This window comes from Paraburkholderia ribeironis (assembly GCF_900019265.1).
Classification (GTDB): domain Bacteria; phylum Pseudomonadota; class Gammaproteobacteria; order Burkholderiales; family Burkholderiaceae; genus Paraburkholderia; species Paraburkholderia ribeironis.
Genome location: NZ_CYGX02000038.1, coordinates 87,019 through 103,711, shown reverse-complemented (window position 1 = coordinate 103,711; position 16,693 = coordinate 87,019). Strand labels below are relative to the sequence as shown.

General features: G+C 62.0%; 14 protein-coding genes. 6 read left to right on the top strand and 8 right to left on the bottom strand.

Annotated features, from left to right (window positions below; translation table 11 throughout):
- Nucleotides 1–21: 21 nt before the first annotated feature.
- The 5 genes from BN2475_RS17990 to BN2475_RS17975 all read right to left on the bottom strand — a co-directional run bounded on the left by BN2475_RS17990 (nt 22) and on the right by BN2475_RS17975 (nt 5,230).
- A complete protein-coding gene (locus BN2475_RS17990; protein ID WP_245841370.1) occupies nt 22–1,125 on the bottom strand; it encodes a GNAT family N-acetyltransferase in 1,104 nt (367 codons plus the stop codon).
- Nucleotides 1,126–1,207: 82 nt separating this feature from the next.
- Nucleotides 1,208–2,137, bottom strand: a complete 930-nt coding sequence (locus BN2475_RS17985) for a glycosyltransferase family 4 protein (RefSeq protein WP_159444565.1) — start codon at nt 2,135–2,137, stop codon at nt 1,208–1,210.
- A 276-nt stretch (nt 2,138–2,413) separates the two neighbouring features.
- Entirely contained in the window at nt 2,414–2,878 is a 465-nt protein-coding gene (locus tag BN2475_RS33660) for a hypothetical protein (RefSeq protein WP_143325803.1), read from the bottom strand.
- 343 nt (nt 2,879–3,221) lie between these two features.
- A complete protein-coding gene (locus tag BN2475_RS17980; protein ID WP_245841369.1) occupies nt 3,222–4,298 on the bottom strand; it encodes an acyltransferase family protein in 1,077 nt (358 codons plus the stop codon).
- Between the two features lie 71 nt (nt 4,299–4,369).
- Nucleotides 4,370–5,230 carry a sterol desaturase family protein gene (locus BN2475_RS17975; RefSeq protein WP_094780851.1) on the bottom strand — a complete coding sequence of 287 codons (861 nt, stop codon included), beginning with the start codon at nt 5,228–5,230 and terminating at the stop codon, nt 4,370–4,372.
- A gap of 498 nt (nt 5,231–5,728) precedes the next feature.
- Between BN2475_RS17975 and BN2475_RS17970 the strand changes: the two genes are divergently transcribed.
- Nucleotides 5,729–7,462 (top strand): glycosyl hydrolase family 28-related protein, encoded by a 1,734-nt coding sequence (locus BN2475_RS17970; RefSeq protein WP_094780850.1) that lies wholly within the window; start codon nt 5,729–5,731, stop codon nt 7,460–7,462.
- A 91-nt stretch (nt 7,463–7,553) separates the two neighbouring features.
- Here BN2475_RS17970 and BN2475_RS17965 read toward each other — a convergent pair whose 3' ends face one another.
- The gene (locus tag BN2475_RS17965; RefSeq protein WP_094780849.1) at nt 7,554–8,777 is read right to left on the bottom strand and encodes a pyridoxal-phosphate-dependent aminotransferase family protein; all 1,224 of its coding nucleotides are present in this window, start codon (nt 8,775–8,777) and stop codon (nt 7,554–7,556) included.
- A gap of 168 nt (nt 8,778–8,945) precedes the next feature.
- Nucleotides 8,946–9,248 (bottom strand): hypothetical protein, encoded by a 303-nt coding sequence (locus BN2475_RS17960; protein WP_094780848.1) that lies wholly within the window; start codon nt 9,246–9,248, stop codon nt 8,946–8,948.
- Nucleotides 9,249–9,346: 98 nt separating this feature from the next.
- Between BN2475_RS17960 and BN2475_RS17955 the strand changes: the two genes are divergently transcribed.
- The gene (locus BN2475_RS17955; protein ID WP_094780847.1) at nt 9,347–10,345 is read left to right on the top strand and encodes a 2-hydroxyacid dehydrogenase; all 999 of its coding nucleotides are present in this window, start codon (nt 9,347–9,349) and stop codon (nt 10,343–10,345) included.
- 38 nt (nt 10,346–10,383) lie between these two features.
- Here the strand turns inward: BN2475_RS17955 and BN2475_RS17950 are convergent, their stop codons facing one another.
- The gene (locus BN2475_RS17950; RefSeq protein WP_094780846.1) at nt 10,384–11,001 is read right to left on the bottom strand and encodes a plasmid fertility inhibition factor family protein; all 618 of its coding nucleotides are present in this window, start codon (nt 10,999–11,001) and stop codon (nt 10,384–10,386) included.
- A gap of 102 nt (nt 11,002–11,103) precedes the next feature.
- Here BN2475_RS17950 and BN2475_RS17945 point away from each other — a divergent pair, with 102 nt between their 5' ends.
- The 4 genes from BN2475_RS17945 (at nt 11,104) to BN2475_RS17930 (ending at nt 16,620) form a co-directional block, all read left to right on the top strand.
- Nucleotides 11,104–11,952 (top strand): crotonase/enoyl-CoA hydratase family protein, encoded by an 849-nt coding sequence (locus tag BN2475_RS17945; RefSeq protein ID WP_094780845.1) that lies wholly within the window; start codon nt 11,104–11,106, stop codon nt 11,950–11,952.
- Nucleotides 11,953–12,272: 320 nt separating this feature from the next.
- Nucleotides 12,273–13,439 carry an MFS transporter gene (locus BN2475_RS17940; protein WP_094780844.1) on the top strand — a complete coding sequence of 389 codons (1,167 nt, stop codon included), beginning with the start codon at nt 12,273–12,275 and terminating at the stop codon, nt 13,437–13,439.
- 103 nt (nt 13,440–13,542) lie between these two features.
- Nucleotides 13,543–14,703, top strand: a complete 1,161-nt coding sequence (locus tag BN2475_RS17935; RefSeq protein ID WP_094780843.1) for an MFS transporter — start codon at nt 13,543–13,545, stop codon at nt 14,701–14,703.
- A gap of 138 nt (nt 14,704–14,841) precedes the next feature.
- Entirely contained in the window at nt 14,842–16,620 is a 1,779-nt protein-coding gene (locus tag BN2475_RS17930; RefSeq protein ID WP_094780911.1) for a PQQ-binding-like beta-propeller repeat protein, read from the top strand.
- Nucleotides 16,621–16,693: the final 73 nt, after the last annotated feature.

Here is a 16,693-nt window from a genome sequence, read left to right as displayed (position 1 = left end):
ATACCTTCAATGGACCGCCTGTCAGAGAGTGTGGGCAAACACCGTACCCGAGCTGGAAACGATCCGGCGCTTGAGGGTCCGCACTACCGAATACATCGTACTCATGCGCTCGACACTGAGACGCTGCTTTAGCGTACCGCCGAATCCCTCCAGAAATCTGCAGGTACCGACGCTCGAGAACCCATCGAAATCGAACGTGAGTTTGCGTTCGAGCGCCCGCTGCATCGCCGTCCAGATCAGCAGGCTGACGGCGCCGCAGTGCGCCCCGGCTGTGCGCGATGACAGCAGGTAGTACATCGCATGCTGGTCCCAGACGAGACCGATGGCGGCGACGAGCTGCCCCCCGGGGCCGTACGCGCCCAGCAACTGTCCGGTTTTTCGCTCGACGAACGCGTCGACGAGCTGGCGCATCACGCTGCTGCCGTAGGCGTTGGACCGTGCGCGTTCGAACAGATTCGTTTCATAGAACTGCATGAATTTAGCTGGCGTGGCGATCGGCGCGACGGTCAGCTTCTTGCCAGCACTGCGGATGACGTTTCGCGTTTTGCCGTACAGCCGCGCCCAGGCCTCGTCGATCGTGCCCTCTGGCGAGATCTGAAACGTATAGCGCGCGGATACCGTGAAACCGCGCAGTGAAAATGCGAGCGCATCTTCGATACGCGAGTCGAACAACTGATAAAAGCTGTCGAACTGCGGCAATTGTTCGACGAGCGCCGCAGTGACGATCTGGCGATGACGCCTTTCACGGGCGCAATCAAAGCCCATGGGTTTGATGACTGGGCCGAGTGTGCGCGTGAGCGGTGGCAGTCGCGAAATCCTCCATCCGCCCATGCGGGTGGAATAGTAAGGCATCTGTCCCAGCAACTCGTTACCGCGCTGAACCTTGGCCATGCTCCAGTGGCCATCGGTTGCAATATCGAGCCACCACGGCTCATGAAAGATCGAATGCGCGGCAGACTCGCCAAGCAGTCGTATTGGCGCCGGTGCAGCCGCGGACTCCACTGTGCTGCCCTGAAGACCACTGTACACAATTTCCTCGTCAGCGAAAATTTTCAAGCTAGGCCTCGACGATTGGTTTTCTGGGTTCCATCGCAAATAACGGGCCGGTAATGCGAAACCTTGCATACCAATGTGGACGACGATGAAAACGCTGATTCCATCGACAGCCAGGATACTGAAACTTTCGCACTTTCCGAACGCCCTGTCGCTACGCGGCCATGTCTTGTGCCAGCCTCGCGATACGGTCCCGATAGTCCGACCAGCTATAGCGAGACGCAGCCATCTGTCTTGCGTTGCGGCCCATCTCTCTGAAATGGCGGCGCCGCTCGAGCATCTGTAGCACACCCGCTCCAACGCTGTCTATGTCATCACTCACATAAACTCCGCAGTTTTCCTCGATATCCTCGACACCCGTATAGTGGGTCACCACCATTGGAAGCCCGAACGCAAGCGCCTCCAGACAGGCTAGAGAAAGACTCTCGGAAAGCGATGGCATCAGGAAAAGATGTCCGCTGCAATACACATTCGATACGAGCGCATGCGGCACGTTGCCGTGGACAACCCGGATGCCGTCAGGGATCCGGATCTCGCTCAGCAGGCGAGCGAGCGCTGGTTCGAACTCGCCCAGTATTGTGATGCGCAGTTCTTTGCCGTCGAGGGCTGAACGCCACTGCGCGCCCCACCGTTCGACTGCTCGCAAAACGAGGTGCCCGCCCTTTCGTACACTGTTGGCACGCGCGACGATATTGAAGACCGCGGCAGTATCCGCGCTCTCGTTTTGCTTCCTGGGTAGCGACGTACCGTATGGAATCTTGTGAACGACGCGCCCAGCGGCGACGTGATCCGCAATTCCCGTTTCGCAGTAGGCGGACGGGACGGTAATCACGCTCGAGCGTTGCACGATACGCAGATTCTCGGTTTCGTCGTGTTTCGGAAGCGTCAGACCCAGCGACTCATAATGCGCTCCAATCCGTTGCATCGCGCTCGCCGACTGGTTAAGAATTTGATCCGACCAGATTTTCACGCCCGTATCGGCGGCCGCCGCGACGGTGAGTGGCATGTAATCCTGCAACGTGATGAGACAGTGCATCTTCGGTGCGTTGCGGCGGACGTATCGTGCGATGGCGCGATCGAACACGGGCGCGAACCGGTCTGGATCGATTGCGCCAACCACGAGTCGCTGAAGTTGTGTCCACGGAGGACACACGACATCCGATTCGCGAATCTCAGGATGCCAGTAGCCATTCGCCCGCGTGCCCATCGCCAGCGGCAGACGCGCGACAAAACTGCCAAGCCCTTTCTTGTAGAAGGGCGTCAGCAACTGGAAGGATGCGCCCGAGCGCGAAAGGCCCGCGCAGAGTTCGAGTGCATGATGTCTGAATGGATGCGCAACGACAAAGTCACGTTTCATGGACTACACCTGATTGTTGGACCGACTGCCAGCGAAAAATCGCGGACGTTTATTGTTCAATCGGTTTGATTCAAATCGCCTAATTCCCGCATGCCTGCACCAGCGGCGGCGCGGCGATCGCCAGCTTGCCGGTTCAGCATTCGGCACGCTGATATACCGCATAGTGGCCATTGCACAACATGCGCCTGCAGCCGCAGCGCAAGCTGCAGAAATCGTAATCGTTGGGAAATCCACGCCGACAGCCGGAAACACCGAACTATCCGCAACTGCTTTTTTCGAAGAAACGTGAGAAGAACCACATACCGGTAAATTCAACGGCTTCTCACGTGCAATGACATCGCGCACCAGCGCAAATTGTGACGAGATATGCGTACCCTGCGCAGCGATGTCGGTATTCTGGCAGTTGCATTTAGTGTCATGCAGCGTGTCGTGCTCCCACGCCTCTGAAAATTTCACCATGCTTGCCATTAACCGTAGCTCTTTTTTTCAAAAATCGCCTTGTAAGATAAGACCAGCTAGTACAAGGCATCCGCCAACTTGGCGACTCTCACAGACAGCATCACTACTTCGTTTTAAAGCTCGCGAATAAATCAACAAGGAGACCCAATTCTTCATTCCCGCGCTCCGCTCGATCGCAAAAGAAGTCCGCGTGCGTCTCCTTGCCCCGTCACTCGCCGGCCTTGCGGCGAATGCGGTTGTCCGAAAACGATGATCCGGGCATCGAACCGCCTCGAGCCAACGCAATCCTTCCAACAGTTCCACTCCTCGCCCCGTCTGTACTTCTTCAGCCCCTCTCCTCGCCTTCTGACGATCATTCGAAGGTCGGCGACTTCGCGATTCGGGCAGTGAGCGCCGGTACGAGAAATCGCCCTCCTGGCACGGCGGCGGCGATGTACAACGCACCGTCTTCGATACGGTTCAGCACGCCGCGCAGTTTCAGGGCACGCTTTTCGACGCCATGCCACGACATCATCGCAAAGAGGAGTGTGAGGGCGAGCGAAATCGGGAAATGAACGTACCAGGTGAGGGCGGCCGGGCCAAGCACCGCGGCCACCGTTTGCTGTATCGGGAAACCGTAAAGAAAGATGCCGTACGAGTAGTCACCGCTTGCGACAAAACGGTGGCGTCTAGGCTGCGTGAGTCCGAGAAAGACTGTCAGATAGGTGGCGGGCAGCGCTGCGAAGTAATCCGCACCGCGAACGGATAGGCAAATCACTGAGACGACGGCAGATAGCACACAGAGCCATGAATTCCAGACGATCCGGTTGCGAAACTGGAACGCGCAAACGCCATAGAAGAAACAGAGAACGAGCATCGGTCCCTGGACGGTCAGAGCACTCGACTGATGATGGAGCGCAACGAGCAACACGTTCGCACCGATCGATGCGGCGAGCAAAAGACGCGGCCGTTGTGCCATGCCGGCATACGAGGCAATAGTCAACGCGACATAACAGGCAAGTTCGTAAGGTAGCGTCCACAATTGCTGATTGATTGCATCGGGCCAGGGATTGCTGGCGAACATGCCAGGCAGCGCGTAGTGAACGTCTCCGAGAAGGTTCAGGAAGTACGCCCTGAACTGGGGATCGGTAAAATATTGATTGAGTGGCAGCGTTGTAAAGAACGGCCCGATCAGCAATGCTGCGATCAGCGTGTCTACTGCTAATGCGGGGAGCAGGCGCAGTATCCGCAGCCCGCAGAAAGACACGATCGTGCGGCACCGTTCGAAGCTGCCGGCGACGAGGAAGCCGCTCAGAGCAAAGAACATCGGCAAAATAAGCGCGAGTGGTGCTCGTGCCGGCCCGGACCATACCGCTTGAGTGAACTTGTGACCATAACAAACGTTAATGGTGTGGCTCGCGACCACGAGGACAGCGAGCGCGAGACGCATATAGTCGAAACCGGACGGCCTGTTTCTCGCATCGGCAAGCCGCGATCCGAAGGTCGTGACAAGAGGCGGCATCATTCCGAACTCCGCGCGGATTGGTCTTGCGCAACGGTGGCGGGTGGGCTGACGGTGAATGGCATTATCAGATAGTCCACTAGTCGGTTAGGTTCATCAGTGTAATCAAGACCGACTTTCGGCCATTCACCTTTCTTCGGGAAATGTGCGGTTCCAAACAAAACGTCCCATAGGGTCACAACGGCAGCGAAATTGCGGTTGTAATGGCGCAATTCGATTGAATGATGAATTCGGTGAAACCGGTTGTCGGCAAACAGATAGGAAAGCGGACCAAGGCTGACGCGCGTGTCCGCGTGCTCAAAGGTGCCCTGAATGAGTATCAGCATACCCACCAATGACCACAGGAAAGGTGGATGAAAATCGATTAGTAGTGCCATTGGGAGCGTGACAACGAGGGGACGGAGCAACTCCTCTGATATATGCATATTAGCGTTCCATACATTCATCTCGCGAATCGAATGGTGGACCTGATGGAACCGCCACAAGAAACCGAAGGTATGCTGCGCGCGATGGAACCAGTAGTACAGGAAATCGCCGATCACGATCGCCCCAACGATAGCAAGGGCAATGTTGACGGCGCGCCAGACAGGCTGTGGCGCATCCAGTACGCCGCTGATCGGTATCGAGAAAAGCGGTCGGATATGCAGTGCGCCGATCGCAGACGCATATCCTTCGGCGAAAAGCCCACCGATAATCAGATAACAGATGCGAAACACGAAGCCGCGCGCACGTGATGCAAACGACACCCTGCCATGCGGTAGCACCAGCTCGACGGCAAGGCAGAGAATAGAGGCAACGACTACACGTTCTCCCGAACGCAACGTGTGCGCAATATAAGCGAGCACATCGAACTCTTGCATGTTCTTCCCCGATTCGAGATGTGGAGGTCGTTGAATAGTTGGCCACGCAAGGCTGCCATGACGATGAGAATAGCGGCGCACGCGTGATCTCGGGAGTGCACCACACAGTCGGTTTCAGCCATCATTCAGCGGGGAGAGCCAGGTATTAAATGCAAAACTGATTTTCCAAATATCATATGTAAGCGGGAAAAACGTTTGCCACTACATGCAGATAATCTCTGCGCTTGCCTGGCCATGTATGTGCCCCATCTCCGCAAACTGCGCCACATGGCGATCGGATGCGTGCCGCTATTGCGAACCCCAATTAATGAAATCCGTTGTATTGCAGTTATCGAAACTATCAGACGATAAGGCAATGTTTACAAAAGCAGTCTCTTTTGTTCGGTCGCCAACAATAATTCAGAGTCAATCGATCGCCGAATTCAGACAGCTCGTCAATCGCGCCTTATGCATCGTTAGACTGTCGTATTTCCCGGACCACACGCGAGGACTGTGGCGATGAACGAACGCAGGCAAGCGATTCGCAATTTGATGCTCGGCACCGGCGTCCTGTTGGCCGCCGGAGGAACGACCGACGGGTACGCCAAGCCCGGCAGCGCGACTGCCGGTCCGGACGTCGGGATCGATATCCGTTCCTTCGGCGCGAAATGCGACGGCGTGACGGACGACACTGCCGCATTTACGCGCGCCATTCAAACCGTCCGATACACCGGCAGAAAACTACGCGTCCCGGCAGGCGTGACCGCCGTCACGCGGCTGCCGCTCTACTCGCAGCTCGTCATCGAAGGCGAGGGTTCGATCTTCAATGGCGGAACCGACGTGCAATGCTCGACGGTGAAAGGTCTGAACCCGGCGCTTAGCGTGTTCTATCTGGCCGACACGTGGCAGTACGTGGACAATGTGCAAATCCGCAATCTGCAGATCACGGGCGGTCTGAATAGTATTGAACTGTCGAAGGGCATCACCAACTTGAATTTGCGCGATGTGCGTCTTGCTACGCCTGCGCGCGCATGCATTGTCACTTCCACGTGGCTGGAGCGCTGCGTCTTCGATCATGTCGAATTCGCGGGCGGGCAGATCGGCTTTCGTATCGAGAACAACGGCACAAACGACAATTACATGGACAAGTGCGTGTTCATGAACAAGTGCCGCTTCGTCGGACAATCGCAGCACGGCATCCTGATCGAGACCGAAAGACCGTGCAACTCGAACGAGTTCATCGGGCCGGTGTTCAACTCCATTGGACGCACTCCGTTCAAGGTTATGGCGCCCGCATGGGACTGGACCATCATCGATCCGAATTTCGAGCAGAGCGGTCTTGCAGGCCCACCCGCCGCGACGACGCTCGGGTCGATCCAGCAAGGCACGCAGCGGCTCACCGTGCGCGACCGCAAGAACATGGTCGCCGGGCAGCTTCTGACAATACAGGGCGCAGGAAAGGACGGCGACGACTTGCAGGCGCATATCGCCGCGATTTCCGGCAACACCGTCTCGCTCGATGCAAATGCATCGACAGGCGTTGTCAATGCCGAGGTGACTAACTGCGCTTACGACGAAATCGAGTTCGGTGCAAGTTCGCACAAAGACGACGCGCCATCGATTGGCGTGACGATCATCGGCGCGGCGCTCGGCTATGGACTCGATCCGGACAAGGTCCGGTATGCGGTCAATGCCAAGGGTGCCCGGCACGTGCGCTTCATGGGCTGTCGCTTTGTCAACCGGCCCGTCTACGATCCCTTGATGAATTGCGAGTTCATCGGCACGCAAGGACGCGTGAGAACGATCAGCTCGGCGCGCGCATTGCCGACGGTCTGGCGCAACTTGCGCGCAGGAGAAGGGAGCGTGCTGTTCGGGCTGTCACCGACGCCGTCGGTCTACCCCGGCAACCCGGGCACCGGCGCGGTCATGTCGTTGCGCGGCACTGGCCCGAACGAACAGAGCGGCGCGTTCGGATCATGGTCGGTGAGCAAGACGGGGCCGAACCGTCACGCACTTCTACAAGTGGATGGCGACAGCGGAAATGTATTCGTGGGACCCGACGGCCATCCATCGGACACGATGAACATGGGCATCGGGACGACGGAGTTTCACGGCGCACGCCGCACGATCGCGATCAGGAACGGCAAGGCGCCGAGCGCCAGCCTTGGCGACGGCGGTTATCTGTTCGTCGAGGACGGTGCGCTCAAGTACCGGGGCGCGAATGGGACTGTGACGGTCCTGGCGCCGGCTTGAAGTACGCGTTGGCACAGGCGGGCGACCAATACGGCGCGCCGGTTTGTCTTCAGTGAACTACAACCCGGGCACCGTCCGTCTGCAGATTCCCCTACTTCCCTTCCGAAAGCGACCGCTCCAGCGCTGCCACACCGGCCGGCAGATCGACCTTGACACCGAGATCGACCATCGTCCTGCCGAGCGCATGCACGGTGCGAAAGAGATTGTGTTCGCGGCACTGCTCGCCCATCTGTCCGATCCGCACGATCGGCAAACCGAATGAGCCGGCGATTTCCACCTGATGCTGCCGCGAGATATGCGCGCAGACATCCGCGGGACTCAAGCCAGCGGGCACCTCGATGCCAACCACCGAATTGAGCCGGCAATTCTGCGGCGCATACAGTTGCAAGCCCAGCGCGGTCACGCCCTGCTGCAGCGCCAGCGAACATTTCAGGTGCCGCGCGAAGCGCTTTTCCAGCGTCTCGGCACAGACGAGCCGCAGCGCCTCGTGCAACGCGAGCACGCCCGACACCGGCGCCGTGTAGTGATAACCCGCGTTGTGCCAGAAGTTCTCCGCGAGCGACGCGTCAAGGCACCAGTGCGTATTGGGCGCCGTGCGTCCTTTCACGCGCGTCCAGGCCGCTTCGGAAAACGCGATCAGTGAGACACCTGGAATCGACGACAGGCCCTTCTGCCCGCCGGTGATCACCGCGTCGATGCCCCACGCGTCCATCTGGAGCGGCATCGTGCTCAACGTGCACACTGCATCGACGATCACGAGCGCGCCGGCTTCTTTTGCGAGCGCGGCGATGTCCTTCAGGTGGTAGTTCCACACCGTGTTCGAGGTCTCGCCCTGCACGACGGTGACGATCTCGGGGCGCTCGCGGCGAATCGCCTCGGCGACCTGGTCCAGACTCGCCACCGAGCGGTCCGCGACTTCGAGCGTGCTCACACGCGCGCCGACGCGCCGGCCCATTTCGCCCATGCGGTCGCTGAAAAAACCGTTCTTGATGCACAGCACGCGCGTGCCTTCCCACGCGAGATTGGAGATCGCCATCTCCATCGCGGCCGATCCCGGTCCCGCCACGCCGAGCACCCACTTCGATTGCGTCTGGAACACGTAGCGCGCCATCGTCTTCACCTGGCCCACCACCTTCGCCATCGTGCCGCCCAGATGGTTGATCACGATCGCATTGGCCTTGGCCACGGCGGCGGGAATCGGCACGGGGCCGGCGCCCATCATCAGAAGCGGCTCTTCGGGAAGGATGGCGTCGAGCGATTCGACAACCGGACAGGGCACTGCGGCAGCAACGGTGGACAATGATGAAGTCGGCATGATCGGTACGTGAATGTCAGGACGCCAAGGAACGCATGGCCTCACCAGACATGACGCCGGTGAGGCCACTCATCCGATCATTCACCGATCCGCGCGATTGCGCAAGTTTTTTGACCATGGCTGAACAAGCGACGGCTCGCGCCGCAGCACGGCGCGACGGGTCATCTTTCACCCTGGTCCGCTCGAGTCCTGACCGGTCGCCGCATTGAAACGCTCGACATACGCTTCGATCAATTTGCAATTCGTGCGGCCGATCGGCCCGTAATCCGACCTGTTCAGGTTTGCCAGCCGCACGAGCAACCGCACGAACAGTTGCACGAACAGTTGCACGAACAGTTGCACGAACAGCGACATGAAGTTGTCCGCGAAGGTGCCGTACCCATCCGCGTGCACATCATCGGTCAGCGGAATCGGTTCAGGCCGTTCGTCAATGATGTCGGCGATGTACCGCAGACTCGCGTCGTCGATCAATCAGTAACTATCTGAACCGGTCACCTATACTGAACTGGTCGCCTGCCGCGCCATAAGTGCGCTGGCTGGCAGCGGGTTCGCCTTCTTCGGAGTCTGACATGCGCATGATCCTGTTCAGCAGCCGGCAGTACGACAGCGACACGTTCACCGAAGCCAATGCCGCCTACGATTACGAACTGCACTTCCAGGAGTCGAACCTCGACAGCGAGACCGCTGTCCTCGCTCAGGGCTACGAAGTGGTGTGCCCATTCGTCAACGACAACGTCGACGCCACCGTGCTGGAGCAGCTTCATGCGGGCGGCACGCGGATGATCGCGCTACGCTCCGCGGGCTTCAATCACGTCGACCTCGCGGCGGCTGCGCGGCTCGGCATGCCCGTCGCGCGGGTGCCGGCTTATTCGCCGCACGCGGTCGCCGAACATGCGGTCGGCCTGATTCTCGCGCTGAACCGGCACTTGCCGCGCGCCTTCGCGCGTACTCGTGAAGGTGACTTCTCGCTAAATGGGCTGCTTGGCTTCGATCTCTACGGCAAAACCGTCGGCGTGATCGGCACCGGCATGATCGGCCGGGTGTTCGGACGCATCATGGCGGGCTTCGGCATGCAGGTGCTCGCGCACGATCCCGGCCCGCACGCCGACGACCTGCTCGCGCTCGGCGCGCGTTACGTGCCGCTCGACACCCTGCTCGCCGAATCCGACATCGTCAGTCTGCACTGTCCACTATTGCCGGCCACCTATCATCTGATCGACGGCCCCGCGCTCGCGAAGATGAAACGCGGCGCGATGCTGATCAACACCGGCCGGGGCGGCCTCGTCGAAGCCAATGCGCTGATCGGCGCGTTGAAGTCCGGTCAGCTCGGCCATCTCGGCCTCGACGTGTATGAAGAAGAAGGCGGCATCTTCTTCGAGGATCACTCGAACCTGCCATTGCAGGACGACGTGCTCGCGCGTCTGTTGATGTTCCCGAACGTGATCGTCACCGCGCATCAGGCGTTCTTCACGCGCGAGGCGATGAACGAGATCGCCCAGACCACGCTCGATAACGTCGCGGCCTGGCAGGCCGGTACGCCGCGCAACACCGTAAGCGCGGCGACTTAGGCACAGCCGGCCAGATGTGACGCGCGAGGCATCGGGCGCTAGGCGCCACCGTCGTGGCTGAGCGGCATGGTGCGGATCGCCGTGCGGGCGTCATCGGCGGCGCCGCAGATTTCGCGCAGCAGCACGGCCTCACGCTCGTGCACCTCCACCGGACACCAGCGCGCGCCGGCCTGGGCCAGATAGCGCGCGCGATGCTGGCCATTGCGAAACGCCACCACCCCTTCGCGCTCCAGACCCACCCAGCCGAGCAGCCCCGGCGCGCGACGCGTCGAGATCGTCACATAGGGCATCTGCGGAATGCGCGTGCTTTCGGGATCGAGAAACTCGCGAATGCCGCGGACCTTGCCCGCATGCCATTCGGCGACGGGCTTCAATACGTAATCGGTGTTGTCGCGGTCCGCGCAGTCAAGCAGCTTGCGCATGTCGACCAGCACGACCTGATGGCGCGTGCCGTCGGTGACGAAGACACGTTTCAGGCGCACATGGTCGTACCATGGATGTTGTTGCAGCGGCACGATCCAGACCGTTTCGGGACAAGCCGGCGCGACCGCCGACAATGAATTGGATGAAGGCAAAGGCGGGCTCGCTAAGCTGGCAAAAAAATGCCAGCGGTTAAATAGAGCGCTAACGCTACGAGCCGATTGTGAAAGAAGCATGACAGGCCCCGGTATTGATTTACCGTGCATGAGTTCACTGCAATACGCAATACGCAATACGCCCCGATTAACAGGCGCACGCCGAGCTTCAAATAGATAACGATGAAAATCACGCAATATTTCAGTGAATACGTCCGTATCGAGGCCGATTCGGACACCGGCGTCGCGACCATCGTTCTGGAACGGCCCGCGCGGCGCAATGCGGTGGACCGCCCCGTCGCCGATGCGTTGAGCGCCGCGTTCAGCCGCTTCGAAGCGGAGCCGGCATGGCGCGCGGCGGTGCTGTTCGGCGCAGGCGGCACGTTTTGCGCCGGCGCGGATCTGAGCGCGCTGGCCGACGACACCCGTCGCAACGAACTGCACGCCGACGGCAGCGGACCTGGCCCGATGGGCCCGACGCGCATGGCCTTCAGCAAGCCGGTGATCGCGGCGATCGCCGGTTACGCCGTCGCTGGCGGGCTGGAACTGGCGGCGCTGTGCGACCTGCGCGTCGTCGAAGACGACGCGGTGCTCGGCGTGTTCTGCCGGCGCGTCGGCATTCCACTGATCGACGGCGGCACGATCCGTTTGCCGCGCCTGATCGGACTGTCACGGGCGCTCGACCTGATCCTGACCGGCCGCGCGGTGCATGCGCAGGAAGCGCTTGCGCTGGGTCTCGCCAATCGGGTCGTGGCGAAGGGTACGGTACGCGCGGCGGCCGAGCAGCTGGCCGCCGAGCTTGCCGCCTTCCCGCAGGCGGCGCTGCTCGCCGACCGCCGTTCGGCGCTGGAAAACAGCATGCTCGACGATCTCGCCGAAGCGCTGCGCCGCGAGGGCGCGGGCGGCTATCAGGCGGTCTTCGAAGAAGGCGTCGCCGGTGCGGCCCGTTTCGTAGACGGCGCCGGCCGCCACGGCCGTACGCTTGATCCGCTCGATCCGCTCGATTCGCCCGGCGTGGACCCGCATGGCTAACCCTTGACCCGTCGCCTGCTACCCTGCTCACGCGCCGCTCTCAAGCCCACTCATCCGCTTATTCACTGACACCCGACTCAGCTGGCGCGGCCGGTCACGTCATCCGCCGGCCCGGCGCGGCGGCTTTTCCGCAAAAAACAACAGCCGCTTCGGTGGTCGGCACGGTGGTCAGCAAGGTGGTTTTGACTTAGGTAGAATCCCCTACTGTTTTCCCCTGGCTCGGCGCCAGCGTTCGCGCCTCGAAAATGCGCGCCTGCCACGCAACGCGTCGCGCTGATTCCCGTTCCCGATTCACGCTGCCGATTCACGCCCCATTCCTCATGCCTTTGCCCCTGCTCGCCCTTGCCGTCGCCGCGTTTGGAATCGGTACCACCGAGTTCGTGATCATGGGGCTCTTGCCCGATGTCGCACGCGATCTGTCCGTGTCGATCCCGGCTGCGGGCATGCTGGTGTCGGCCTATGCGCTCGGCGTCACGATCGGCGCGCCGATCGTCGCGATCGCGGTCGCCAACATGCCGCGCAAGACGGCGCTGATGAGCCTGATTGGCGTGTTCATCGTGGGCAACCTGCTGTGCGCGGTCGCGCCGGGCTACGCGGTGCTGATGGCCGCGCGCATCGTCACGGCGTTCTGCCATGGCGCGTTCTTCGGCATCGGCTCGGTGGTGGCCGCGGGACTGGTCGCGCCGAACCGCCGCGCGCAAGCCATCGCGCTGATGTTCACCGGCCTGACGCTCGCCAACGTGCTGGGCGTGCCGCTCGGCACGGCGCTCGGTCAGGCGGTGGGCTGGCGCGCAACGTTCTGGGCGGTGACGGGCATCGGCGTCGCCGCGGCGGCCGCGCTCGCCGCGTGCCTGCCGGCGCGCATCGAAATGCAGAAGGCGAGCCTCATGCACGAATTCAGCGTGCTGAAGAACCCGCAAGTGCTGATGGTGCTCGGCATCAGCGTACTCGCGTCGGCGAGCCTCTTTTCCACCTTCACGTACATCACGCCGATTCTCGAAGACGTGACCGGCTTCACGCCGCACGCGGTCACGCTCGTGCTGCTGCTGTTCGGCCTCGGTCTGACGGTCGGCAGCACGCTCGGCGGCAAGCTTGCCGACTGGCGGCTGATGCCGTCGCTGGTGGCGTTCCTGCTGGCCATCGTCGTGATCCTGACGATCTTCGCCGGCACGATGCACGCAGAGATTCCGGCGATGATCACCATCTTCGTGTGGGGCATCCTCGCCTTTGCGATCGTGCCGCCACTGCAAATGCTGATCGTCGATCGTGCGAGCCACGCGCCCAACCTCGCCTCCACCCTGAACCAGGGCGCGTTCAACCTCGGCAACGCCACCGGTGCGTGGCTCGGCGGCATGGCGATCGGTGCGGGCGCACCGCTCACAGCGCTGCCGTGGGTCGGCGTGGCGACCTCGCTCGGCGCGCTGATCCTGACGCTGTGGTCGGTGTCGATCGACCGGCGCGCGCAGAGAATGGCGGTGGCCGGCTAACGGCGCACATCCTTCGCACGCCCTTCGCACACCGTCCGGCGCGCGTTCATCCGGTCCCGGAGCGAAGCTCCAACGCTGCGCGGCTGTAGTAGCATCTCGGCCGATGAAAGTCATCTTCACCCGCGATTTCCTCGCGCTGATCTTGAGCGTCGCCGTCGTCGGACTCGGCACCGGCGCCACGCTCCCGCTCACCGCGCTCGCGCTCACGCAAGCCGGCTACGGCACCGACGTGGTCGGCCTGCTGAGCGCCGCGCAAGCGGGCGGCGGCCTCGTCGTCGTGCCGCTGGCCGGCTGGGTCGCGACGCGCTTCGGCGGCCGCGAGGTGATCGTCGGCGCGGTGCTGGTGGTGGCGTTCGCCACCGCGCTGATGCAGCTCACCGCGAATCTGTGGCTGTGGGCGCTGCTGCGCGTGCTCTGCGGCGCGGCGCTGATGCTGCTCTTCACGATCGGCGAGGCGTGGGTCAACCAGTTGGCCGACGACGCGTCGCGCGGCCGGGTGATCGCGATCTACGCGACCAACTTCACGCTGTTCCAGATGTCGGGCCCGGTGCTGGTGAGCCAGATCGAAGGCTACACGCACTGGCGCTTCCTCGTGTGCGGCGCGATTTTCCTGCTGGCCTTGCCGATGCTCGCCACCATCCGTTCGACGCCGCGCGCCGCCGGCGATGAGCACGCCGCGCACGGCAGCTGGCGTCATGTGCTGCCGCAGATGCCCGCGCTCGTGATCGGCACGGGCTTCTTCGCGCTGTTCGACACGCTCGCGCTGTCGTTGCTGCCGCTGCTGGCGATGTCGCACGGCATCACGAGCGAAGTGGCCGTGCTGTTCGCGTCGGCGCTGCTGCTCGGCGATACGACGATGCAGTTTCCGATCGGCTGGCTCGCCGACCGGCTCGGCCGCGAGCGTGTGCATATCGGCTGCGGTGTGATGGTGATTGCGCTGCTGCCGCTTGTGCCGTGGGCAATCACGTCACCCTGGCTGCGCTGGCCGCTGCTGTATGTGCTCGGCGCGGCCGCCGGAGCGATCTACACGTTGTCGCTGGTCGCATGCGGCGAGCGCTTTCGCGGCGTCGCGCTGGTGTCGGCGAGTTCGCTGGTGGGCGCGTCGTGGAGCGCGGCCAGTTTCGGCGGCCCGCTGGTGGCCGGCGCACTGATGAAAGGTGTCGGCAACGACGCGCTGATCGGCGTGCTGCTGTTTGCCGCGCTCGCATTTCTTGGCGCCGTGTGGTGGGAAAAACGCCGCGCGCCGATACGGGCCATCGGATGACCACAGCGCACTAAACGCTGGCGTCGCGATTAGCACGCTTGATGCTAATCTTGCTCCACATTGCAGCGCATTTCTGCACGGCATTTCGCTGAACGGGCCATGCCTCACGGCTCCGTCGCAAGCAATGGGGAGTTCGCCATGAAGATTCTGCACGCCCCGCGCCGCTTTTACCTCCTGAGCGCATTGATCCTGCTGGTTGCGATCCTGTTTGCGGATTGCGGTGGCGGCGGTGGTGGTGGCAGTGGCAGTGGCGGAGGATCGAGCGGCGCAGCGGGCAGTGGCGGCGCATCAGGCACCGGCGCGACGACAGGCGGCAGCGGCTCGACGGGTGGCACGGGCACCGGCGGAATGAGCGGCTCGGGCAGCAGCGGCACGGGCATGTCGGGGGGCAGCACCGCAATGGCCGCCACGCACGATGTGCTCACCTATCACAACGACATCGGCCGCACGGGCCAGAATCTCAACGAAACCATCCTGACGCCCGCGAACGTCAACGCGACGACGTTTGGCAAGGTCGGCTTTTTCGCCGTCGACGGCAAAGTCGACGGGCAACCGCTCTATATCGGCTCGCTGGCGATCGCGGGCGGCACGCATAACGTGCTGTACGTCGTGACCGAGCACGGCAGCGTGTTCGCTTTCGATGCCGACAGCGGCGCGCAACTCTGGCAGGTCAGCACGCTCAGCGCGGCCGAAACGCCGAGTGACAATCTCGGTTGCCCTCAAATCACGCCGGAGATCGGCATCACGTCGACGCCGGTCATCGACCGCTCGCGTGGCGCGCACGGCACGATCTACGTCGTCGCGATGTCGAAGGACGCGAGTGGCGGCTACCATCAGCGGGTGCACGCGCTCGATCTCGCGACCGGCGCGGAGCTGCTGAACGGACCGACGGAAGTGGTCGCCAGCTATCCTGGCACTGGCGCGAACAGCTCGAACGGACGCGTCGTGTTCGCGCCGTCGTCGTATGCCGAGCGCGCGGGCTTGCTGCTGCTCGGCGGCGTCATCTACACGACGTGGACGTCGCATTGCGATGCGGGCGCCTACACGGGCTGGGTCATCGGCTATAGCGCCGACACCTTGCAGCAGACCACCGTGCTCAACATCACGCCGAACGGTTCGGACGGCGCAATCTGGATGAGCGGAACCGCGCCCGCGTCGGATGGCTCGTTCATCTATCTGCTCGACGGCAACGGCACATTCGACACGACGATGAACGCCGGTGGCTTTCCCGCTCAGGGCGACTTCGGCAATACGTACCTGAAACTGGGCACCACGGGTGGTCTTGCCGTCGCGGATTACTTCGCGATGTCGAACATCGTGCAGGAGTCCAACGTCGACAAAGACCTCGGCTCCGGCGGCGCACTCGTACTGCCCGATCTCACCGATGCGAACGGCGCCGTCCAGCACCTTACGCTCGGCACGGGCAAGGACGACATCATCTATGTGCTCAATCGCGACTCGATGGGCAAGTTCAATGCCGCGGGCGACAACATCTATCAGGAAATCGCGGGCCAATTGAGCGGCGGGGAGTTCGGCATGCCCGCCTATTTCAACGGCCAGATCTATTTCGGCTCGGTCGACGATCATCTGAAGGCGTTCACGCTGACCAATGCGCGGCTGTCGGCGACGCCTTCCGCGCAGAGCACGATGACTTTCCCCTATCCCGGGACGACACCCAGCATCTCGGCCAACGGCTCGGCCAACGGCATCGTGTGGGCTGCGGAAAATGGCAACATTGCGGCGTTGCATGCATTCGATCCGGCCAATCTCGCTACCGAGCTGTACAACAGCAATCAGATGGGCACGCGCGATCAGTTCGGCGCGGGCAACAAGTTCATCACGCCGATGATCGCCAACGGCAAGGTGTATGTCGGAACGACCAACGGGGTCGCGGTGTTCGGCTTGCTGAAGGGGTGATCGGTCCGGCACTCCCGCGCACGACGTGATGGCGCTCGCCGGCCACGCTCCCGCTTCGTTGAGCGAAAAAAGG

Coding starts and splice junctions, on each gene's coding strand:
- BN2475_RS17940 (WP_094780844.1), top strand. CDS start 12,273: ATGCCTTTGCCCCTGCTCGCCCTTGCCGTCGCCGCGTTTGGAATCGGT.
- BN2475_RS17975 (WP_094780851.1), bottom strand. CDS start 5,230: ATGCAAGAGTTCGATGTGCTCGCTTATATTGCGCACACGTTGCGTTCG.
- BN2475_RS17935 (WP_094780843.1), top strand. CDS start 13,543: ATGAAAGTCATCTTCACCCGCGATTTCCTCGCGCTGATCTTGAGCGTC.
- BN2475_RS17955 (WP_094780847.1), top strand. CDS start 9,347: ATGCGCATGATCCTGTTCAGCAGCCGGCAGTACGACAGCGACACGTTC.
- BN2475_RS17970 (WP_094780850.1), top strand. CDS start 5,729: ATGAACGAACGCAGGCAAGCGATTCGCAATTTGATGCTCGGCACCGGC.
- BN2475_RS17930 (WP_094780911.1), top strand. CDS start 14,842: ATGAAGATTCTGCACGCCCCGCGCCGCTTTTACCTCCTGAGCGCATTG.
- BN2475_RS17990 (WP_245841370.1), bottom strand. CDS start 1,125: ATGCAAGGTTTCGCATTACCGGCCCGTTATTTGCGATGGAACCCAGAA.
- BN2475_RS17965 (WP_094780849.1), bottom strand. CDS start 8,777: ATGCCGACTTCATCATTGTCCACCGTTGCTGCCGCAGTGCCCTGTCCG.
- BN2475_RS33660 (WP_143325803.1), bottom strand. CDS start 2,878: ATGGCAAGCATGGTGAAATTTTCAGAGGCGTGGGAGCACGACACGCTG.
- BN2475_RS17980 (WP_245841369.1), bottom strand. CDS start 4,298: ATGCGTCTCGCGCTCGCTGTCCTCGTGGTCGCGAGCCACACCATTAAC.
- BN2475_RS17945 (WP_094780845.1), top strand. CDS start 11,104: ATGAAAATCACGCAATATTTCAGTGAATACGTCCGTATCGAGGCCGAT.
- BN2475_RS17950 (WP_094780846.1), bottom strand. CDS start 11,001: ATGCTTCTTTCACAATCGGCTCGTAGCGTTAGCGCTCTATTTAACCGC.